The sequence below is a fragment of the Camelimonas lactis genome, from assembly GCF_004342915.1.
Taxonomy (GTDB): Bacteria; Pseudomonadota; Alphaproteobacteria; order Rhizobiales; family Beijerinckiaceae; genus Camelimonas; species Camelimonas lactis.
Genome location: NZ_SLWL01000004.1, coordinates 130193 through 151030, shown reverse-complemented (window position 1 = coordinate 151030; position 20838 = coordinate 130193). Strand labels below are relative to the sequence as shown.

The 20838-nt window shown below is 66.9% G+C and carries 21 protein-coding genes, 1 tRNA gene and 1 pseudogene; 16 read left to right on the top strand and 7 right to left on the bottom strand.

The genetic code is table 11. The annotated features are described in order from the left end of the window. Positions 1–70 precede the first annotated feature (70 nt). Positions 71–532 carry an outer membrane protein assembly factor BamE gene (locus EV666_RS06695; protein WP_132004991.1) on the bottom strand — a complete coding sequence of 154 codons (462 nt, stop codon included), beginning with the start codon at positions 530–532 and terminating at the stop codon, positions 71–73. A 279-nt stretch (positions 533–811) separates the two neighbouring features. On the opposite strand from EV666_RS06695, the gene EV666_RS06690 reads away from it, so the two are divergent. From EV666_RS06690 to EV666_RS06645, 10 genes and pseudogenes are all read left to right on the top strand, one after another. Continuing rightward, entirely contained in the window at positions 812–1366 is a 555-nt protein-coding gene (locus EV666_RS06690) for a ubiquinol-cytochrome C chaperone family protein (RefSeq protein WP_245514264.1), read from the top strand. Between the two features lie 244 nt (positions 1367–1610). Continuing rightward, positions 1611–2153, top strand: a complete 543-nt coding sequence (locus tag EV666_RS06685; RefSeq protein WP_165909921.1) for a YceD family protein — start codon at positions 1611–1613, stop codon at positions 2151–2153. Between the two features lie 171 nt (positions 2154–2324). Beyond that, a complete protein-coding gene (gene plsX, locus EV666_RS06680; RefSeq protein WP_132004982.1) occupies positions 2325–3371 on the top strand; it encodes a phosphate acyltransferase PlsX in 1047 nt (348 codons plus the stop codon). 193 nt (positions 3372–3564) lie between these two features. After that, on the top strand, positions 3565–4542 hold the full coding sequence (locus EV666_RS06675) for a beta-ketoacyl-ACP synthase III (protein ID WP_132004979.1): 978 nt from the start codon (positions 3565–3567) through the stop codon (positions 4540–4542). Between the two features lie 95 nt (positions 4543–4637). Further along, positions 4638–4949: an integration host factor subunit alpha gene (locus EV666_RS06670; RefSeq protein ID WP_132004976.1), complete on the top strand. Its 312-nt coding sequence runs from the start codon at positions 4638–4640 to the stop codon at positions 4947–4949. Between the two features lie 397 nt (positions 4950–5346). Next, positions 5347–5607: pseudogene (locus tag EV666_RS06665) on the top strand (MerR family transcriptional regulator); the annotation flags it as partial. A gap of 828 nt (positions 5608–6435) precedes the next feature. Then, positions 6436–6513, top strand: a tRNA-Pro gene (locus EV666_RS06660). Between the two features lie 476 nt (positions 6514–6989). Beyond that, the gene (locus EV666_RS06655) at positions 6990–7349 is read left to right on the top strand and encodes a PaaI family thioesterase (RefSeq protein WP_245514263.1); all 360 of its coding nucleotides are present in this window, start codon (positions 6990–6992) and stop codon (positions 7347–7349) included. A 380-nt stretch (positions 7350–7729) separates the two neighbouring features. Further along, the gene (locus EV666_RS06650) at positions 7730–8299 is read left to right on the top strand and encodes a type 1 glutamine amidotransferase domain-containing protein (protein WP_132004970.1); all 570 of its coding nucleotides are present in this window, start codon (positions 7730–7732) and stop codon (positions 8297–8299) included. Positions 8300–8341: 42 nt separating this feature from the next. Beyond that, a complete protein-coding gene (locus EV666_RS06645; RefSeq protein ID WP_132004967.1) occupies positions 8342–8965 on the top strand; it encodes a hypothetical protein in 624 nt (207 codons plus the stop codon). Between the two features lie 112 nt (positions 8966–9077). On the opposite strand, the gene EV666_RS06640 is transcribed toward EV666_RS06645, so the two are convergent. Both EV666_RS06640 and EV666_RS06635 read right to left on the bottom strand, forming a co-directional pair. Continuing rightward, positions 9078–9302, bottom strand: a complete 225-nt coding sequence (locus EV666_RS06640; protein ID WP_132004964.1) for a hypothetical protein — start codon at positions 9300–9302, stop codon at positions 9078–9080. A gap of 200 nt (positions 9303–9502) precedes the next feature. Beyond that, positions 9503–9913: a bifunctional (p)ppGpp synthetase/guanosine-3',5'-bis(diphosphate) 3'-pyrophosphohydrolase gene (locus tag EV666_RS06635; RefSeq protein ID WP_132004961.1), complete on the bottom strand. Its 411-nt coding sequence runs from the start codon at positions 9911–9913 to the stop codon at positions 9503–9505. 364 nt (positions 9914–10277) lie between these two features. Between EV666_RS06635 and EV666_RS06630 the strand changes: the two genes are divergently transcribed. Then, a complete protein-coding gene (locus EV666_RS06630) occupies positions 10278–11786 on the top strand; it encodes an amidase (protein ID WP_207906345.1) in 1509 nt (502 codons plus the stop codon). Positions 11787–11815: 29 nt separating this feature from the next. Continuing rightward, complete coding sequence (locus EV666_RS06625; RefSeq protein ID WP_165909920.1) at positions 11816–13024, top strand: patatin-like phospholipase family protein; 1209 nt, start codon at positions 11816–11818, stop codon at positions 13022–13024. A gap of 107 nt (positions 13025–13131) precedes the next feature. Here EV666_RS06625 and EV666_RS06620 read toward each other — a convergent pair whose 3' ends face one another. Continuing rightward, the gene (locus tag EV666_RS06620) at positions 13132–14085 is read right to left on the bottom strand and encodes a quinone oxidoreductase family protein (RefSeq protein ID WP_132004955.1); all 954 of its coding nucleotides are present in this window, start codon (positions 14083–14085) and stop codon (positions 13132–13134) included. A 58-nt stretch (positions 14086–14143) separates the two neighbouring features. Between EV666_RS06620 and EV666_RS06615 the strand changes: the two genes are divergently transcribed. Next, entirely contained in the window at positions 14144–14683 is a 540-nt protein-coding gene (locus EV666_RS06615; protein ID WP_132004952.1) for a MarR family winged helix-turn-helix transcriptional regulator, read from the top strand. A gap of 39 nt (positions 14684–14722) precedes the next feature. Here the strand turns inward: EV666_RS06615 and EV666_RS06610 are convergent, their stop codons facing one another. Beyond that, positions 14723–14995 carry a hypothetical protein gene (locus EV666_RS06610; protein ID WP_165909919.1) on the bottom strand — a complete coding sequence of 91 codons (273 nt, stop codon included), beginning with the start codon at positions 14993–14995 and terminating at the stop codon, positions 14723–14725. Between the two features lie 811 nt (positions 14996–15806). Between EV666_RS06610 and EV666_RS06605 the strand changes: the two genes are divergently transcribed. Further along, entirely contained in the window at positions 15807–16322 is a 516-nt protein-coding gene (locus EV666_RS06605) for a Ros/MucR family transcriptional regulator (protein WP_132004946.1), read from the top strand. A 302-nt stretch (positions 16323–16624) separates the two neighbouring features. On the opposite strand, the gene EV666_RS06600 is transcribed toward EV666_RS06605, so the two are convergent. Then, the gene (locus EV666_RS06600; protein WP_165909918.1) at positions 16625–17443 is read right to left on the bottom strand and encodes an FkbM family methyltransferase; all 819 of its coding nucleotides are present in this window, start codon (positions 17441–17443) and stop codon (positions 16625–16627) included. 89 nt (positions 17444–17532) lie between these two features. On the opposite strand from EV666_RS06600, the gene EV666_RS06595 reads away from it, so the two are divergent. Continuing rightward, on the top strand, positions 17533–18300 hold the full coding sequence (locus EV666_RS06595) for an SDR family NAD(P)-dependent oxidoreductase (RefSeq protein WP_132004940.1): 768 nt from the start codon (positions 17533–17535) through the stop codon (positions 18298–18300). A gap of 78 nt (positions 18301–18378) precedes the next feature. Here EV666_RS06595 and meaB read toward each other — a convergent pair whose 3' ends face one another. Then, on the bottom strand, positions 18379–19386 hold the full coding sequence (meaB, locus tag EV666_RS06590) for a methylmalonyl Co-A mutase-associated GTPase MeaB (RefSeq protein ID WP_132004938.1): 1008 nt from the start codon (positions 19384–19386) through the stop codon (positions 18379–18381). Between the two features lie 328 nt (positions 19387–19714). Between meaB and EV666_RS06585 the strand changes: the two genes are divergently transcribed. Beyond that, positions 19715–20803, top strand: a complete 1089-nt coding sequence (locus EV666_RS06585) for an alpha/beta hydrolase (RefSeq protein ID WP_245514262.1) — start codon at positions 19715–19717, stop codon at positions 20801–20803. Positions 20804–20838: the final 35 nt, after the last annotated feature.

Here is a 20838-nt window from a genome sequence, read left to right as displayed (position 1 = left end):
AATCGCGGGCTTTTCCATTTGTCTTTTGAGCTTTTTGCCTCTGGAGGCTTTCGCCCATCCGCGGCCTGCGTCAGGCGCCGAACGGGTTCATGTTGCCGGCGCCGAGGCCCTTGAACAGCTGGCGGACGAAGGAGCGCTCCTGGCCGCTCGTCGGCGTGGTGCGGGAGATGAAGTCGAACACCTCGCCGTCCTTCAGGCCATACAGGGCGACCCGCTCGACCTTGAAGGCGCTGTTGAAATAAACGGCGGCCACCCGCTGGTCGGTGATGGAGGGGTTAAGGAACTGCACCCGGCGCTCACGGGTCTGCGAGATATAATAGAAGGTCTTGTTGCCGACCGTGGAGGTGGTGGTGGGGGTGCCCATCTCGGTCAGCACCACCTCGACGCTCGAACCCGGCTTGATCTTCGCCATGGAGGCTTCGTCGATCATGTAACCGTGGACAATCACCTCTTTGGCGCAGCCGCCAAGGGTGATGGCGGCGGTCGCGATAGCGGCGGCGGTCACGACACTGCGGAGTATGGCCCTCGCCATTCAATCACCTTTTGTCTGCTCGCGCGGTAGCCGCCGCGCGGAAAGGGCAAGTAACGCCCGGACGACCGGGTTCACGCTGCCACGCATGCATGACCGCCCGCAGGGCGCTGTCGCTGCCCGCCGGGTCGTCCGCCGGGCGCAATGATCTTGCATCATTCTTGCAGGAGGCGTACCCCGCGACAGTGTATTTGGCAAGGAGAAGGGCGGCAACACCGCGCGGTTTACGCCGCGCGCCGGACGCGCCGCCTGCTTTCCGCGCGTAACAGGGAGCCCCGCGGCGTGGCGTTCAGATTTTTCCGCAAGGATCCGCTGCGGCCGGTGATTGAAAGCCTGTACGGCCAGGTGATCGCCGCGGCGCGTCAGCCGGATTTTTATGAGAACTACGGCGTGGCCGACACCACCCAGGGGCGCCTTGAGCTGCTGGAGCTGCACGCCATGCTGGTCATGCGCCGCCTGCGCGACCTGCCGCCGCCGGCGGATGAGGTCGGCCAGCGATTCGTCGATACGGTGTTCGAGCAGATCGAGCACGCCCTGCGCGAGATCGGCATGGGCGACACCACGGTGCCGAAGCGGATGAAATCCATCGCCAAGGGATTCTACGGGCGGGCGAAAAGCTATGACGCCGCCCTGGACGCCGCCGGCGATGCGGACCTGGCGGCGGCGCTCGGCCGTAATGTCCTCGACTCCGATGAACCCGCGCCGCTGCTGGCGCGTTATGTTCGCGCGGCGGAAGAGCGGCTTGGCGCCCTGCAACTCGACGCCATCGCCCCCATGGCCGGGCGGCGGGCCGGCGAGCTGCTGTTTCCCGACGCCGCTGTGGTGCGTCAGGGGTAGGGGAAGCCTGGATTTGGGCAGAGGTTCATCCCCCAGGGGCGTTGTTCCCGGGTAAGATATTTGACATCGCAAACAGATGCCGAAGTTGCGTTTGTGTGTGACAGGATGCTGTCCGGGCGCGCAGAATCGCGTTGTTGCCGCGCCCTTCCAGAAAGTGTGGCCGGTAGCGGGCCCTGGGCTTGCGATTCGCGGGAGCCTGGATCGTGGCGGGCGCCGGCAAGGGAGCGGGTGAGGGAGAATGATGATGACCGACCAGGATCCTGCGCCTTTCCTGTCGCATGTGGTGCGGGTGTCTGATGTGCCGCGCGCCGGTTTGCGCGTGACCATCGAGGCGGACGAGGCGTCGCGCGCCCGTATAGCCAGCGCCTATGACCTGGTGGCGCTGCCGAAGCTCACCGCGACGTTCACGCTCGCCGGCAATGCGCGGCGCCTCAAGCTGAAAGGCCAGGTGCGGGCCGAGGTGCGGCAGACCTGCGTGGTGAGTCTGGAGGCGTTCGACTCGCAGATCGACGAGCGTTTCGAGCTGACGTTCTCCGAAGACGTGCCCGAGGAGGGCGCGGCCATGCAGAACGAGGACGATGGCTTCAGCCGCCGTGAAGATCCCGAGCCGATTGTCAACGACCGCATCGATCTGGGCGTGCTGGCGGCGGAGTACCTGGCGTTGGCGCTGGACCCGTGGCCGCGCAAGCCCGGCGTGTCCTTCGCGTGGACGGAGGACGCGGGCGAGCCTTCCCCCTTCGCGGCGCTGAAGCGCCTGCGTAATGGCGAAAGCGGCGGGGATTCCTGAGCTTTCTCCCTGCGGGGCGGCGCGGCCGTTCCGGCGGTCTGATGGCTGCCGGAGCTTGCGTTGTGCCCGTCATGTTGTTTACAGCCTCACAGCACACATTGCCGGAAGGCCGCCAGCCGCTATTGTCGGCGGCCGGCCGGCGCCGGGAACCCAGGAAGACACACGCAGCTCATGTCACGTTCCATCCGCATAGCGATTGACGCCATGGGCGGCGATCACGGTCCGGCGGTCTCCGTGCCTGGCGCAGCCATGGCGCTGGAGCGGCGCCCGGACCTGCGCTTTGTCATGACCGGCGACGAGGCGGTGATCGGCCCGCTGCTGGCCGCGCGGCCGGCCTTGCAGGCGGCGACGACCGTGAAGCACACCACGGTGGCCGTGGCCATGGACGCCAAGCCGAGCCAGGCGCTGCGCCAGGGGCGGTATCATTCCTCCATGTGGATGGCGCTGGAGGCGGTGAAGCAGGGTGAGGCTGATATCGCGGTTTCCGCCGGCAACACCGGCGCGCTGATGGCCATGGCCAAGTTTTGCCTGCGCACCATGGGCGGCGTTGACCGGCCGGCTATCGCCGGCCTGTGGCCGACCATGCGCGGCGAAAGCATTGTGCTCGACATTGGCGCCACCATCGGCGCCGACGCCGCGCACCTGGTCGACCTCGCCATCATGGGCGCGGCCATGGCCCGCATCGTCCTCGATATCGAGACGCCGTCCGTTGGCCTGCTCAACGTGGGCGTCGAGGAGGTGAAGGGGCTTGAGGTGGTGAAGGAAGCAGGGCGTATCCTGCGCGAAGGCCATCTGCCCCATCTCAACTATATCGGCTTTGTCGAAGGCGACGACATCGGCAAGGGAGCCGCCGATGTGGTGGTCACCGAGGGGTTCACCGGCAATATCGCCCTGAAGACCGCTGAAGGCACCGCCCGGCAGTTCGCGAGCTATCTGCGCAGCGCCATGTCCAGCAGCTGGATGGCGCGCCTCGGCTACCTGCTGGCGAAGAGCGCGTTCGATTCGCTGAAAGAGAAAATGGATCCGCGACGCGCCAATGGCGGCGTTTTCCTGGGACTTGAAGGAATCGTCATCAAGAGCCATGGGGGAACGGACGCGCTCGGCTTCGCCAGCGCGATCGAACTTGGTTATGACATGGCGCGGTTTGACCTGTTGTCGAACATTCGCGGCATGGTGCTGGGGAAAGACGGGCCGCCGGCTGATCCCAAAATCCCGTGAGCCTGTCTCGCCGGGTTTTGGCCGGCTTCTGGCGGGATTGTCCTGGCTGGAGCGTGGCGACGCAACTCCGCATGTCTGCGGGCGATGTGTCGCCGGTTGTGAGAATACATTTTGCAGGTCGCGGATGCGGCGGCGTCTTCGGGATGACGCTTCGGGATCTGGCATGACGGGCAAGCCTGAGGAGTAAAGGCGCGTGACACGTTTGCGTTCGGTGGTCCGGGGCTGCGGCTCATATCTTCCACCCCGCGTGGTGACCAATGCGGAGCTGGCTGGCCTCGTCGACACATCCGATGAATGGATCGTGCAGCGGACGGGAATCAGCCAGCGGCACATCGCGGCGGACGATGAAACCACGTCGGTGCTTGGCCTGCGCGCCGCTGAGGCGGCGCTGGCCGACGCCGGGCTTGAAGCGTCCGACATCGATCTGGTGATCTGCGCCACCTCGACGCCGGACTTCACCTTCCCGGCCACCGCCACCCAGATCCAGGCCGGCCTCGGCATCACCCACGGCGTCGCTTTCGATGTCCAGGCGGTGTGCTCCGGTTTTGTTTTCGGCGTCACCACCGCCGACAAGTTCCTCACCTCCGGTTCGCACAAGCGGGCGCTGGTGGTGGGGGCGGAGACATTCTCACGACTTCTTGACTGGGAAGACCGCACCACCTGCGTGCTGTTCGGCGACGGCGCCGGGGCCATCGTGCTCGAGGCGCAGGAGCAGCCCGGTGAAGCCAGCGATCGCGGCGTGTTGACCACGCACATCCGTTCGGACGGCCGTCACCGCCAGAAGCTGTATGTGGACGGCGGCCCCGGCTCGACGAAAACCGTTGGTCACCTGCGCATGGAGGGCAAGGAAGTCTTCCGTCACGCCGTCGGCATGATCACCGACGTGATCGAGGATGCTTTCGCCGCCACCGGAACATCGGCGGACGACCTGACCTGGTTCGTGCCGCACCAGGCCAATCGCCGCATCATCAACGCCAGCGCCGACAAGCTGGGCATCGCCCGCGACAAGGTGGTGGTGACCGTCGACCAGCATGGCAACACCTCGGCGGCCTCAATTCCCCTGGCGCTGGCGGCGGCGCGCGCCGATGGCCGCATCCAGCAGGGCGACCTGGTGATGATCGAGGCCATGGGCGGCGGATTTACCTGGGGCAGCGCCCTGATCCGCTGGTGAACGCACGGCGCCGGCCACTGTCTTATTGACCGGCGGGTCATCAGGTATTACGCGTAATTCCAAATAGATAGCTAGTTGCATCAGGTGGGGCGAATATGACGGGGCGCACTGTTACGCGCGCGGATCTTTGCGAGGCGGTCTACCAGAAGGTCGGGCTGTCGCGGACGGAATCGGCAGAGCTGGTTGAGCAGGTGCTCAGGGAAATGTGCGACTGTCTTGCCCGTGGCGAGACGGTGAAGCTGTCCTCGTTCGGCTCGTTTGTCGTCCGTGAAAAGGGCGAACGCATCGGACGCAATCCGAAGACCGGGGTGGAGGTGCCAATCGAGCCGCGCCGTGTCATGGTGTTCAAACCGTCGAATGTGCTGAAGGCCCGAATCAACGGCGAGGCCGTGACGGCTGAAGATTGAAGACACGCGTCGGCGGCGCCGGCGTTAGTGGACGCCGCTGGTGAAACTGGATGAGATGGCGTGGCGAACGATCCGCCGCGATCCCCCCGGAAGCCTGACCGCAGTGAGGGTCCAGGGCAGGGCTGCAAGCCAACGCGGTCCCGGGCGGTTTTCGGGAGATGTTTTTCGCACCTGCGCCCGGTCCGGGTCAGGAGGGCGCCGCAACCAGGTCTTGCGTTTGCGACGGTTTCGGGCTGACAGTCTTCACCAGCATGCGACGAAGCGGGGCGGGGGTATCCTGGACGGGGCGCGCTCCGGAACGCCGCTTTCAAGCATTTCGCGCGAAACGGAAACCGTTTCGTTCTGAAGGATTGTGGCGGCAGGAACGCGGACCATCGATTTGACTGACCGGCAGACAGTGGACAAGGAACCCGGCGCATTCCGGACCATCAGCGAGGTCGCTGAAGAACTTGACGTGCCCCAGCACGTCCTGAGGTTCTGGGAAACCCGCTTCAGCCAGATCAGGCCGCTGAAGCGCGGCGGCGGCCGCCGGTTCTATCGTCCGGACGATGTGCTGCTGATTCGCGGCGTGCGGCATTTGCTGTATGGCGAAGGTTATACGATCAAGGGCGTGCAGCGCATTCTGAAGGAAGAAGGCGTCCGCTTCGTCCAGCAGGTGGGCTCCGGCGAGGCCCGCTCAGGCGATGCTCCCGGGGCGCGCGCCCAGGAATCACGCGTTCAGGAACCGCGTACGCAGGAGCAAGGCGCAGATTGGGACGATGGCGGCTGGCCGGGCGACGGCGCCGATGATCTGCCGGCCGTCGTCCGCCCGCGACCGTACAGTTCGGCTCACCAGGACGCCGACGTGCTGGCCTCGCCGCCGCTGTCCGATTGGCGGGAAGCCGCATCGGACCCTTCTGGTTCCCCTGTCAACGACCCTTACGCGCTGCCGGGTTACAGGGGCGAGAGCTATCCGCCGCCCGGTCAGGCGGATGCGGGCGAGGCGCCCTGGCCGCATGATCCGGCCAGCGGGCAGGGGGCGCCGCCCGGCGCCGCCGCATTCCCTTATGAAACGCCGCCAGGCCCCGCGCCGCTGGCGCAGTCGACGCCAGCCGCCGCCCATGAGCCGGATCTGTGGAACGATGCGCCAGAGACGTCGCACGCGAGCGCGCCTGAAGGCGCCGGCGCAGCGGGTGTCTGGGACACGCCGCCCAACGCCGTCTCCGGCGGTCCCGGCTTTGCCTACGCCCGCCCGGCGCTGGCGGCGTCGCAGCGGGCCCGGCTTCAGGAGGCCCTGGCCGAACTGCTGGAATGCCGGCGGCTGCTGGCCCACGCGCGCGGCGAACTGGACAACGCCGACTGAAACAGCTGTTGCAGGAGCCTGTTCCGTCTTCCCACAGTTTCCGTCAGCCAGGCCGTTGCTTTCGACGGGGTGCTTCACTATAAGGCCAGCAACGTCAGGTTATGCCTGCCGTGCGCGGGATACGTCCCGTGACCGGTTATCTGGCGGGCAGTAGCGCAGCCCGGTTAGCGCACTAGTCTGGGGGACTAGGGGTCGTGGGTTCGAATCCCGCCTGCCCGACCATTCAAGCAGTTGAAAAGACTGAAAAAAACAAAGCGCCGCTCTGGCGCTTCTGTTTTTTCTGCTTGCCGGGTCGATGCTTGACAGGTCCAACGTTGGACAATGAGGGGTATGGGCGGCCCTGACGCCGCATGGCCAACCCCGGCTTTCTAACCCGGCTTCCGAACACCGTTTCCAAATCCCGCTTCCGAACCCCCCTTCATGGCGCGCCGTATGGAAGCCCTGTTGAAGCCGCTAGCAACCACGGCGCGGCCCGGGCATTGGCCGGCAAGCGCTCGCCTTGCGAGCGCAGGCTGCGCGACATCCGCGCCGCTTTCGAATCCGCCGGCGTCATCTGCCCCGACGCTGGGGCGACAGCGGATGGCAGGTCCGGGGCAAGGCTGGCGATGAAGGATTGAAGGGCGAGAATGATGCAATACAGCGCGAGAGATCCAGATTTCGAAGCCCGCGTCCGCGGCAGCTTCGTCAGGCAGGGTTTGATGGCGACCCTCGGCGCCAGGCTGGAGCTGGTGGCGCCCGGCGCTGTCGATATCCGCCTGCGGTCACGACCTGAGATCAGCCAGCAGCATGGCTTCATCCATGGCGGCGCCATAGGGGCCATTGCCGACAGCGCTGCGGGATATGCCGCCCTGACCCTGACGGAACCTGGCCTCGAGGTGCTGACAACGGAGTACAAGATCAATTTCGCGGCGCCCGCGAACGGCAGTGAGATCGTCGCCCAGGGTCGCGTAATCAGGTCAGGACGCACGCTAATCCTTGTCAAAGCAGAAGTGTTCTCCGGCGACCGGCTTGTGGCCTTTGTGACCGCTACCATGATGGCCATGAACGCCAGCGGATGACGCAGGCGCAGGGCGGCGCCGGCGTGCGGCTGAAGGAAAACCGGTGACGGGAACCGTCGGCGCAATCTGCGTGGTTGCCAGCCTCACCGCTTGTGTTGGCCGGTCATGCCGCGACGGGCCGTGGATCGTCAGTTCGAACCCCGCCGGCCTGACCAGTCCTGCCTATATCAGCACGACGTGAACTGGCTGGAAGCACGCGCTTCCGGCCATTGTGTTTTTGGCTCGCGCGCCTGGCCCCGCGCGTCTGGCGCCTTGATGAGGCGTCTGGATGGCGCGGCGCAGCGTCGGCTGGCGGGGCGCGGCGATTGTTCGCGCCTGGAACAACGCGGGCAAGGCGACTGTTCTTCCTGAAATGGCAGCATGCAATTCAGGAGGAACCCATGTCGCTGAAAGGACGAAATATCGCCATCCTGCTCGCGCCCAGGGGAACCGAGGAGCGTGAGTTCACCGCCCCGGTGAAAGCCGTCGCCGCGGCGGGCGCGGAGCTGACAGTCGTTGGCCTTGCCCAGGGTGAAGGCGCGACGGTGAACCACGATCTTGAACCTGGCGACAGCTATCATGTGGACCGGCTGGTCAGCGAGGTCAGCGCCCAGGATTTTGACGGGCTGGTTATCCCCGGGGGATCGGTCGGCGCCGACCGGCTGCGCGGCAGCGATGACGCCGTGGCTTTCGTTCGCTCCTTCTTCGAGCAGGGCAAGCCCGTCGGCGTTATCTGCCACGGTCCCTGGCTTCTGGTGGAAGCCGACGTGGTCCGGGGCAGGACGCTGACGTCGTATCCGACCGTCGCCACAGACATCAGGAACGCCGGCGGCAAGTGGGTCAACCAGGAGGTGGTGGTCGACCAGGGGCTGGTGACCAGCCGCAACCCGGACGATCTGCCGGCTTTCTGTCGCAAGATCGTTGAGGAGTTCGGCGAGGGGCGCCATCCGGGGCAGGCCAGAAGCGCGTGAGGCAACGGCGCCGGCTGGCCAGAAACTTGGAAAGGAAAGGCAATGACCACCGTCACAGCCCTTTTTGACACACGGGATCACGCCATGGCCGCGGCGGAGCAGCTTCAGGGCCTTGGCATAACGCCCGCCGACATCAGCATCATCGCCAACAATGCGGACGAATGGCATCCCGGCGCCGTGATCGACGAGGAGGTGACCGGCGGCATCCTGACGGGCGTTGGCGCCGGCGCGGCGCTTGGCGGCGCCGGCGGCTTGCTGGCTGGCCTCGGATTGCTGACCATTCCGGGCATCGGCCCGGTGGTCGCCGCCGGCTGGCTGGCAGCCGCCAGCGTCGGCGCCCTTGCCGGCGCGGCCGCCGGCGGCGCGGCGGGCGGCATGGTCGGGGCGCTGGTCGGCGCGGGCCTGACGGAGAACGAGGCCCATCTCTACGCGGAGGGCGTGCGGCGCGGCGGGACCCTCGTTTCCGCCCGCATGAACGAGGCCAGGGTCGCGCAGGCCGAAACGGTGCTGCGGGAAGCTGGCGCGGTCGATCTTGCCGAGCGCGAAACCACCTGGCGGGAGGAGGGCTGGATGCATTTCGATCCGCACGCCGACGCCTGGAGGGGCGACAGGCTCGCCAAGGAGCGCGAGCGGCTGGATCAGGTGCGCGACAACGCGCCTCGCTGAGCGACCAGGATGGCGGTGAGCGGCGAAGACGGGGGCCGGCCCTGCCCACCGTGCGGCGGGCAGCGTGGCGCGCGGCAGCCCCTCGCTCTCCGGCGGGGCTGCATTCCCGGGCTCAAGCCGCCCGGTCTTCGGGACCGGCCACCATGCTGGCGGCCTGATCCGTCAATTGCAGGATGTCGATCCCCGAGCCGATTTCGCGCCCGTTCAGATACAGCACCGCAGACCCGGAAATCCCGACGTGAATCTCAAAAAGATCAGGATGACGTTCTGACCAGATGATGCGCACAGGCTTCCCCGCGCGATCACGGCGGACAAAGCTGTTCCACCACAAACGCATGGCAACCTCCAGACGTCCCATCCAGAATGTTGGGACGCTGAAGCTTACGCCAAATTGCGCGGAAGAACAGGGTGGTTAACGCAATTGTATATTACGTGACCGAAACGTTGTTCGGGATGAAATCCCACGGTTTCGTCGCCGCCAGGTATCTGCGCCGCCAGGTGTCTGCGCGGGGTATCTGCGCGGGCGGGAGCCGCGGCTCAGGCTTCGCCGAGCAGCGCAAGAGCCTTCAGATACCGCGCGCGGCGGTCCTGCGCGCCCACATCCGTTGCCTGGCGCAAATTGTCCCGCAGGTCCGCGATCTTGACCGGTTTCGCCAGTTCGTCGGACGCCGCGCGGCGGGTGAAGTCGAAATAGTCCTCGCCGTCGCGATGGGTGAGGGCGTCCACCGCCGCAACGACGCGCGCGCTCCAGCCGGCTTCTTCGAGGTCGGCAAGGGTGATGCTGGTGTCCTCAACGATGTCGTGCAGGGCCGCCACCGTCATGGCCTCCACGTCTTTCTGGGCCAGCATGACGCGCAATACATGCAGAATGTAGGGTTCTCCGCTCTTGTCGGTCTGGCCGGCGTGCGCGCTGACCGCCAGGGTAATCGCCTCGTTCAGTCCAATCATGTCAGCGCCTCCTGCGCCTGACCGCCTCCTGCCTGACCGCCCATGGAGCCTGGACATCCATGGCCCGGCCCCGGTTCACGGGGCCGGGGCGTCCGTGTAACGGCGGGGCGCGGCGCGCCGGATTTTCAGGCCGCCATCGCGTTTCGTCCAGTCCGCGCCTCTCCGAAAGTCATCAGGCCCTGTTGCCGGCGTCTTGCGTCTGTCGTGGGCTGGCGCGCCAGCCAGTCACGCCAGGCAATCACGCGCAATTGAGCGCCAATACCCTGCGTCAGGCGTTATGCCGTTTCTTGCGCCAGTGTTGTTGGTCCAGGTTCAAGGCACTGTATGATGATGCTGGAAGCATGGCCGGGCGAGGGGATTCGCAATGTTGAGCCGACGTGAAGTCCTCCAGGCGTCCGGGTTTCTTGCCGGCTCCATGGCGTTCGGCGCGGCCGGGGCGCAGCAGCCCGGCGTCAATCGCCTCTGCTATGCGCCCGCCACTGAATTGTTGCGGAGCTTCTGGGAGGGCAAGCTTACGCCCCTGGAGGTGCTGGAGGCCCAGATCCGCCAGATCGAGGCCTTCAACCCGAAGGTCAATTGCATTACGCGCACACATTTTGACGAGGCCCGGAGGCAGGCTGAGGAAAGCCAGAAGCGTTACAAGGCGGGGAATCCGCGGCCGCTTGAGGGCGTCACGATTGCTGTCAAGGACGAGTATGCGGTCAAGGGGTGGGTGACCACCATGGGCTCGCGCCTGCTGGAGCATGCGCCGCCGGAACCGGCCGACGGTCCGGTCATTGAGCGGTTGCGGGCGGCGGGCGCGATTTTTCACATCCAGACCACTGTCCCGGAGTTCTACTCCTGGATGACAACCGCGACCCCGTTGTGGGGCGTCACGCGAAACCCGTGGAACCTTGCATTCTCTCCGGGCGGCTCATCCGGTGGTTCGGGCGCCGCGCTCGCGGCGGGCTTCACGACGCTGGCGCTCGGCTCCGACATGGGCGGCTCCATCCGCATTCCCGCTTCCCAGTGCGGCCTGTATGGCTTCAAGCCGCCGTTCGGTCGTGTGCCGACGAGCGAGGTCCCTTACGAAAGCCAGGGGCCGATGGCGCGGGTGTTTGATGACCTCAACCTGCTGACCCAGGCGATGGTCGGGCCACATCCCGCCGTGCATTCGTCTTTGCGGCCCAAACTCAATTTCCCGGTGTCCTACGCGCCTGTGAGCGGCTGGAAGCTGGCTTACTACGATGGCGCGGGGATGTCGGCGATGGAGCCGGCGGTTCGCGCCGCCATGGACGGGGCGCTGGCGAAATTCCGCGGCCTCGGCGCGACGGTCGAGGCTGTCGATCTTGGCTTTCGCGCCGGGGATATGAACACCTTCATCGCGGGGCTGTTCTCGACAAGCATGGGCGGCCTCGCCACGGAAGCGATGAAGGGCCCGGAGAAGCTGGCGGAATACACACGCTTCATCCTGGAGCGCCTGAAGGGAAAAACCGGACCGGAGGCGCTCGTCGCCGCCGACGCCTTGCTGGAGCGTTATCACAATACGGCCCAGAAACAGGTTTTCGGCAGGGGCTTCGACGCCATCGTCATGCCCACCATGGCGACGCCGCTGGTCCCGGCCGCCCATGGGCTGGCGCCGGCGCAGGACACGGTGTCCATCGGCGGCAGGAATGCGCCCGGCCTTGATTTTGCTTTCACCTGGCCCTGGAACCTGCTTGGCCGCTATCCGGTCGTCGCCGCGCCGGCGGGCATTGGCCCCGCGAACATGCCAGTCGGTCTTCAGCTCATAACCAACACGTTCGACGACCTGAAGGTTTTCCAGCTCGCCGCGGCCTGGGCCGGGGTTGCGCAGCCATTGTTCACCGGCGATGCATTCCCGAAAATCACATGAAGAAGGGGCGACCGTACATGGGGTCTGGCATGCAAAGACCGGCGACTTTCCGCCGGGTCCTCATCGGCGTGGCGTTGATGGCGACGCTGCCGGCCTGCACCATGACGCCGCGCATCCCGTTCACCGCCCAGGAGCAGGCGCTGGCCGAAATCCCCGGTATCCCGGACGCGCGCTTCTGGCCGGACGCAGATGCGGCGTCGACGATCGCCGCCCGCTACGCCCACGAGGTTCGGGGGCCGATCCGCTATCTCGCCCTGTCCGGCGGCGGTGGTGACGGCGCGTTTGGAGCCGGCGTTCTCAGGGGATGGAGCGAAACCGGAACCCGCCCCCAGTTCACCCTTGTTTCAGGCGTCAGCACCGGCGCGCTGATCGCGCCGTTCGCCTTCCTCGGCTCCGCCTATGACGGCGTCCTGAAGGACATGTACACCGGCGGCTATGGCATCACCCTGGTCGACAACCCCGACCCTGTCAGCACCCTGTTCGGGGATGGCGTGTTTGACAGTGACCGTTTGCTGCGGCTCGCCAGGCAGTTCGTGACGCGCGACGTCATCGCCGCCGTGGCGGCCGAGCACCGCAAGGGGCGGCGACTGCTGATCCAGACGACGAACCTCGACGCCCAGCGCCCCGTTGTCTGGAACATGGGCGCCATCGCCGCCAGCGGCGTCCCTGGGTCCGACGAGCTGTTCCGGCGCGTCATGGTCGCCTCCGCCAGCATTCCGGGAATTTTCACGCCCACGATGATACCGGTCACTGGCGGCGGCAGATCATTCCGGGAAATGCATGTGGACGGCGGCGTTGTGTCCAACGTCTTCATCCTGCCGGCGCAGATGCTGTACGCGCAGCCCCGGGTGTCGGTGAAACAGGGCGGCAGCATCTACATTCTCAATAACGGCAAGCTCGATCCGTCATTCGAGGTGGTTCAGAAAAGCATCCCCGACATCGTTGGCCGTTCTCTCTCGACCATGGTTGCCTCCGGCTCGCGCACAACCCTCAGCGCAACCTACAATTTCGCGCGGAAGAATGGCCTTACCTTCCATCTGACGGCCATCCCGCCAGAGGTCGACAATTCAGGGACGATGGCCTTCGACACGGACGAATTGCGCAAGCTCTATGCTTTTGGCCTGGAATACGGACGTTCTGGCCATGCCTGGTCCAGCGAGCCGCCGGCGGTGCAATCCGACATTGCCTTCCGCCCGGCCGGGCCCGCCGCCGTCGCCGCGTTGCGCCCGGGGCGGTGAAAGCCCGGTTGAGGGCCCGGATTTGCATCCCTGGATGAAATACGGGCGCTCCGGACGCTGCCGCCACCGCTACTGGACTGGAGCAGCCAGATCCGGCCTCTGGCCGGTCAGATGCGGAAAACCAGTCGCCGGTTGCCCGTGTCGCGCGTCCAGGCTTCGGCCACGTCGGCAAGCGGCGCCGTCTCGGTCTCGATCTGGTAGCCGGCCGCCGGCGCCGAGGCCAGCACATCGCGCAGCGACGCCATCAGGCGGTCCTGGGAAACGCTTCCAAGTCCGCTGCCCATCAACGTAATGGCGCGCGACCGCAACATGCCGGCGGGCAGGGGAATGGTTTCGCCGGTCATTGCGCCGATATTGACGAAGCGCAGGGGGCGGGCCGCATCAGGCATCCGGGCGCTGCTGGCGAGGATCAGGCTCGCGCTTTCGCCCCAGAGGTAATCCAGAACCACGTCGACGCCCGTCGCAAAGGCGGCTTCGAAGCGCGCGCGCAGCGTCGCCGCGTCCTCCGTCAGCGGAATTGTTTCGTCGGCGCCAAGTGACCGCAGGCGTTGCAGCATCGCCGGATTGCGGCCGGTGACGACAATGCGCCCGGCGCCGAGGCTCCGCGCAACCTGCACCGCCATCTGGCCCGAACTGCCGGTCGCCCCGTTGATCAGCACGGTTTCGCCGCGCTGCAACGCTGCCCGCTCCCGCAGCGCCATCCAGCCGGACATGCCCGGATTTCCGAGGGCTGCGGCGGTCACGTCGTCAAGCGCGTCGGGCACGGGCGCGCAGTTCGCCGGGTCGATCACCACCGTTGTGGCCATCGCGCCGAACGGCGGCGCGGGAAAGGCGAAGAAAACCCGGCTGCCGTCTTCGAGCCGCCCCACGCCATCAACTCCGGCGACAAACGGCCAGCCACCGTCGAAACTGTAGTGCTGGCCAGAGGCGCGCGCCCGCGTCAGCCGGCTGAGCGCCGACGCTGACACCTGGACGACCACCTGGCCAGGGCCTGGGCGCGGCGTGTCAAATTCAGCGTAAACCGGCGCCTGGCCAGCAGCGCGAACAACGGCGGCTTTCATGGCAAACTCCTTGCGAAGCGGAAATATATGTGCGTTTTGCACATAATGAGGATATGTCATGGCGTCAAATGAAAGCGTGCAAAATGCACGCGATCAGCAAATCCAAGCGTCGGAGCGTCTGCGGCGCCTGCATGAAGCCGTGCTTGATATTGTCGCCGTGATGAACCGGCCGCAGCGTGACGCGCTGATGGTGCGCGCGGCGGGCATCTCGCTCGACCGCGCGCTGTTTCCCCTGCTGGTGCTGGTGGGCAAGTTCGGCCCGATCGGCATTGTCGAGCTGGCCGACCGCAATGGCCGCGACCACACCACGGTTTCGAGGCAGGTCAGCCGCCTGGTGGAGCTTGGCCTGGTCACCCGGCAGTTCAACGCGCATGACAGGCGCATCCGCGAGGCGGTCATCACGGAAAAGGGCCGGGCCATGACGGCGCGGATCGACGCGGCGCGCGAACGGCTGATGCGCGCGGCGCTCGGCGACTGGAGCGATGCGGAGCTTGATCAGTTCGTGGCATGGATGCGCCGCTACGCCGACGCCATCCTCCACATCCCCGATGGCGCGGACATTGCCGATGGCGCGGATCAGGACGACGGCGCGGCCTGAGATTGTCGCGCAAAATCGCCGCCAGGCGGCGTCGCGCGGTCAGGCGGCGTTGTCCGGCCTGTGCGCCAGCCCCTGTTGCGCCAGCCCCTGTTGCGGCGGTATCTCCAGCGGGGCGTCGGGCGGAACCTGCAGCGGTTCTTCCGTAGGGGAAACCGGCTCCGGCGTCGGGATGCCCGGCGGCTCGTCGGGATGGGGACCCTCCGGCGCCTCCGGCGGCCTGGCGGGCGTGGCGGGCGGCGCCGGCGGCGGGACGCCAGGGTCAGGCGTCGCCAGACCGGACGCCTTGAGATCGCGCTTGAACAAACCGTACATGGTCATGCTTCCTTCCGCATGCCCTGGAACAGGGAGGAGCGAGCCCCCGCGCCGCTGACCTGGTTCCAGCCGTGCCCCCCGATGATCGACTGGCCGACGATCGGCCTTGGCGATCGGCCTCCTGACTGTCCAAGTCCCTTCCGGGGCGATGGGTTCCCGGCGATCGCGTCTTCTGGGGCGCGGGCGCGCCATGTTGGTTGCTGGCTTGGCGCATGTCATGACGTCGCGGTCCCGGCTTGCCGTGCGGTGGGCATGGTCAGGACAGGTTCATTCCGGCCAGTCGCCGGGACGGAGCCGGCGTCGCGCCTTCTGTGGCGCCGAAGCCCCCCCGCGTGCTACTTCGTCCGGGCGACGCGGCGCTGAAAGCAGAAGCGCGAAGCTGTATGCGCCCCCTTCCGGCAGCATTGTTAACGCCACGAAGCGGGTGTGGCGCCCCGCCGTCGCAACCCAAACAAAAGCTGGCGCGCGCATCGCCGGGAGGCTATCGCCGGTCTGGCCGCGCCCTGTTTCTGACGATGCGCCTGACTGGGTCGATCATTTCCGGTGGGCCGGTCGATTTTTCCTGGGAGCCGGGTTTTTGGCCAGGTTTCAGGTTTTGGCTCTGCGGGGGGCCTGGCTTCCCGCGGGGCGATGGGTCGCATGGGTTCATCAACACATGGGCTGGCAGGGCGGCGCCTCGACATGGTTCAACTTGGACAGCGTCAGTTCAGTCGAACTATACAAATGGAGATTGCGGATTGACATCGCGTGAATAATTGTCAATCATTAGACATATACATCGCTTTTATTTTATATATATTTTTGGTGTTCCATGAGTGAATTGCAGGCCGAGCTTCGTGGGTTGGCCACGAAGATTATTTGCGCTTATCTTTCCAACCATAATGTTCCCCCGGCGGAGCTCGACGGGCTGATTGCATCCGTGCACGCGGCGCTGGCCGGCGCGGGTGGTGAGCCCCAGGCCGTGGAGCCGGCGCGTCAGGCGCTGACCGCGGCGCAGATCCGCAAGAGCATCTCGCCGGATTTCATTATCTGCTTCGAGAATGGCAAACGTTACCGGTCCCTGACCCGGCATCTGCGCGCCGCATATGGGCTCTCGCCCGAGGCGTACCGGGCCAAATGGGGGCTGCCGCCGGACTATCCGATGGTGGCGCCAAACTACGCCGAGATGCGTTCGCGCCTCGCCCGCGATATTGGACTGGGCGCCCCGCGCGACAGGTCCGCCATGGTGGGCGATGCGGGGCAGAACGGCGCCAACCCGGCCCCTGTCGCCCGCAAGGCGGCCGCCGCCTTGCATGAAATCGGGCGTGGGGAAAAGAACGCCCATTAAAGCTGGGCAATGGGACTGGCGTTCCGCCGCGCCCTGGCGAATGCGCCAGTCGCGCCAGTCTCCGTCGCGGCAGATGCGGCGGAAAGGGGAGGCGGATATGCGCCTGGGCGCCTGCCGATTACCCGCCTGGGTAACGTCCAGGCGTCACTCCGGCGCGAAGGCGGCGGGTGCAGGCGCTATTCCCCAATGGCAGGCGCCGCGTGGTCAAACTGGCGGCGCCCAGGAGCTCAGGAATCCGGGAGCCCAGGCTTCCGGGAGCCCAGGAGGAGAGCCAGTGGCCCCTGGAGGGCCTCCGTCAATCCTTAGTCTGGCCCAGTGTCCCGGCGCGTGAACATCCAGCTGTCGCTCTGCTGGCCGCTGGCGATCAGCCGCGCGTCCGGCGGCGCTCCATCGCCTGATTTTCCGGCGGAAGGATCGATCTCCTCCCCATGCCAGCCGGCGAATGGCGCCAGCGCCAGCGCCGTTCGCGCGTGGATCGCGTCCTCCGGCGCCCCGGTTTCCCGCAAAACGCCGGGGTGAAAGGAGGCGAGGACGCGCGTTGGCCCACCCCGTTGCAGCAATGGCGCCATATGCGGCAGCAGCGCGAACTCGCCGCCTTCGATGTCGAGCTTGATGAAAAGCGGGGCCTCGGCCGGAACGGACGCCGCCAGTTGCGCCGGCGTGATGGCGTCGACGCGCCAGCGAATGCGCCCGGCCTCCGTCTGCTCCGCCAGCAGGGCGCTGGACATGGAGTCGCCGGGCTTGCGCCGCGCCGCCAGGGTGACCGGCGCCGGCGTCGGGCTGACGGCCCTGTCGATCACCGTTGTTCGGGCGGCGAGCGCCGGATTGCACGCGAGGTTGCCGCGCAACTCCCGCAGCGCCTGCGGGTCGGCCTCGACGGCGATGCAGCGCGCGCCAAGCCGCGCCGCCAGCAAGGTGGTGGGGCCAACCCAGGCGCCCAGATCGAGAAACCAGGTTTCCGGCTTCACATGGGCGCTGATGGCGGCCAGGGCGCCGGGTTCCCAGTCGCCTGCGCACACCCGGGCCCAGAACGTTGGCTTGCTGTCGGTGACCTGGATCGTGTAGCCCGCCAGCTTGACCTGACGGACCGGCGTTGCGATGGGAACGCACTGGTCCTGCATTGGCTCTCCGGCGCCGGCGGATCTGCAAGGCGTGACGGCTGGCCGGCCGGTTCGGACCATCACGTGGGAATATCTCAAGGGGAATACCAATGGACCTTGGCGCGCTCGTCAGCAACAAGCATGTCTTCATCACCGGCGCCTCGGGTGGCCTTGGCGCGCATTTCGCCCGGCTCTACGCCTCCTGCGGCGCGGTGGTGAGCGTGGCGGCCCGCAACGCCGGCAAGCTGGCCGAACTGGTGGCTGAACTGCAGGCCAATGGCGGGCGGGCGAACGCCGTCGCCCTCGACGTGACCAGCGAGGAATCGGTCGCAAAGGCCTTCGCCGCCGCCGAGGCCGCCCAGGGGCCGGTCGACGTGGTGGTCAACAACGCCGGCATCTCGCGGCCCGCGCTGGCCATGGACCTGTCGGCGGCCGATTTCGATGAGGTGGTCAACACCAACCTGCGCGGCGCCTGGCTGGTGTGCGCCGAGGCGGGACGGCGCTGGCGCGATGCGGAGCGCGGCGGCGTCATCGTCAACATCGCCTCGATCACCGGCTATCGCGTCGCCCAGGCCATCCTGCCCTACGCCGCCTCCAAGGCGGCTGTCGTCCACATGACGAAGGCGCTGGCGCTTGAGTGGGCCCGCTATGGCATTCGCGTCAACGCGCTGGCGCCCGGTTACATCCTCACCGATCTCAACCGCGATTTCTTCGAAACCGAGCCTGGCAAGGCGATGATCCGCCGCGTGCCGATGCGCCGGCTGGGCAAGGAGGCCGACCTCGACGGCGCCATCCTGCTGCTCTCCACCGACGCCTCCAGCTGGATGACCGGCGAGGTGATCACCGTTGACGGCGGCCACCTGACGTCGCCGCTCTGAGGCACCGCCAGCGCCCCATACGAAAAACGCATATGAAAAAGGGGCCCGCGAGGCCCCTTTTTGTTGCTTCCGAAGGCCTCAGCCCAGCCCGGCCAACTCGCAGATTTCCTCGGCGGCGACCGTGGCTGTGGTTTCGCCGGCGCGCACGGCGGCTTCGATCTGCGGCACGCGCTCGCGCACCGCCGGGTCCCGCCGCAGGCGGGCGTGCATCCGCTCTTCCACCAGCGTCCACATCCAGCGCACTTCCTGGGCGCGGCGCTTGGCCTGCAATTCGCCTGCCGCGTCCAGTTTGCGGCGGTGGTCGAGCACGTTCTCCCACATCTTGTCGAGGCCAGTGTTGGCGAGCCCGGAGATGGTGACCACCGGCGGCGACCAGACCTTCGAGGCCGGCGCCAGAATGTGCAGCGCCGCCAGATATTCAGCGGCGGCGGCGCGCGCCCGCTTCAGGCCGTCGCCATCCGCCTTGTTGACGGCGATCATGTCGGCCATCTCGATGATGCCCTTCTTGATGCCCTGCAATTCGTCGCCGGCGCCTGGTAGCATCAGCACCAGGAAGAAATCGGTGAGGTCGGCGACGGTGGTTTCCGACTGGCCGACGCCCACGGTTTCCACGATCACCACGTCGAAGCCGGCAGCCTCGCACAGCAGCGTGGTTTCACGGGTCTTGGCGGCGACGCCGCCCAAAGTGCCGGCGCTGGGGGAGGGACGCACGAAGGCGTTGGGATCGACCGCCAGCCGCGCCATCCGGGTCTTGTCGCCAAGGATCGAGCCGCCGGTGCGCGTCGAGGACGGGTCCACCGCCAGCACCGCCACCTTGTGGCCAGCCGCCGTGAGGTTGGAGCCGAGCGCATCAATGGTGGTGGATTTGCCAACGCCCGGCACGCCGGTGACGCCAAGGCGGATGGAGCCGCCAGTGCGCGGCGTCAACATCTGCAGCAGCTTGCGCGCCGCCGCGCGATGGTCCTCCCGGCGTGATTCCACCAGCGTGATGGCGCGGGCCAGCGCGGCGCGATCGCCAGCGACCAGGCGTTCGGCCAGGGCCGCCACGTCGGGAGCCGGCGGACGGGAGGAAATCGGGACGGTCATGTTCGCTCCAGCGGCATTTTCCGGCAAGGCGCTGCCTTGCATGAGATCAGGCGCGTCAAATCAGAGAGACGGCGATATCCGTTGACCGGGACGATGTCCGGAGCGCGCCGGACCGGCCAGGTCGCGCTCATCCCGTCGTGTCCGGTCGCAATGGCTGCAGGCGGATCGCCGTTCCTGGCGGGCGGCGGCTCCGTCTGGGCAAGCCATAACCCGGTGAACCGATTCCGGCCAGTCCGTCAGATCACCTTCGGGCGGACGGCGGCGCCATGATGGCGCCCACATGCTGGCGCCTTGTGCGCCGCTTCCGATTCATTTGCGCTGAACAGTCATGACCGATACGCCATTCATGAAAGCATTTTCGGGCGAAGCGGACGCCGCGTCGCGCCTGGAACCTGCATCACGTCCGAACGGGGCGGCGCGCGGCTTCGGCTCCGGCGCGCCCCGTGTGAGCCGCCGCAACCTGCTTGCCCTTGCCGGCGGCGCCGTTCTGGCCGGCCTCGCCGCCCGCCCCGCCCTGGCGGCGGAGGGCGACGCCGACGTGTATGTGGTGACCAACCGCAAGCCGGTTGAGGGCGCGGAGGAGCGCCCCTGGTTCAGCTGGCAGCGCTCCGGCGGCACCCGCGTCGTCCGGGCGGTGCTGAAGGACGGCGGCAAATCCCTGCTGGGCAAGGCGGTCTCCACCGTCACTGGCCGCTGGAGCCTGCTGCGCGTCGAGGGGCTGGGGCCGAACGATCCGGTGACGACCCTCGTCGGCGCGGTTGCTGGCCAGGATCTGCTGTTCTACGTCCATGGCTACAAGACCTCATTCGAAACCAGCGTTCTGGACGCCCATGAGCTGGCCAGCGGCATTGATTTCGAGGGGCAGACCGTCGCCTTCTCCTGGCCGTCGAAAGACGCGCTGATTGACTATGGCTACGACCGAGAGAGCGCCATGTGGTCGCGCGACGCCCTGCAGGACGTGTTCGAGGCCCTGGGCCGCAATCCAGCTGGCGGCAAGCTTAATATCATCGCCCATTCCATGGGCGCGCTGCTGACCCTTGAAACCCTGCGCCAGCTCTGGGCGCTCAGTGGCTCCACCGATCTGGCGGCGCGCATCGGCGCCATCGTGCTGGCTGCGCCGGATATTGACGTGGACCTGTTCGCCACCTCGCTGAAGCGCATCGGGCCGCTGGCCTCGCACATCACGGTGATCGGTTCGACGAAGGACCGGGCGCTGGCGGTTTCCGGCCAGCTCGCGGGCGGTGTGTCGCGGGTGGGCGCCTCGGTCCGCGCCCAATTGGAGCCGCTGGGCGTCAAGGTGGTGGACGCCTCGGATTATGGCTGGGGCGTCATCGGTCACGACGTGTTCCTGTCCAACAAGGACGTGCGCGCCGTGGTGCGTCGCGCCATCGATCGCGGCGCAAGAGCCCAGGATTGACGCGCAGGTCACGCCCCGGGATCGATATGCGGCGT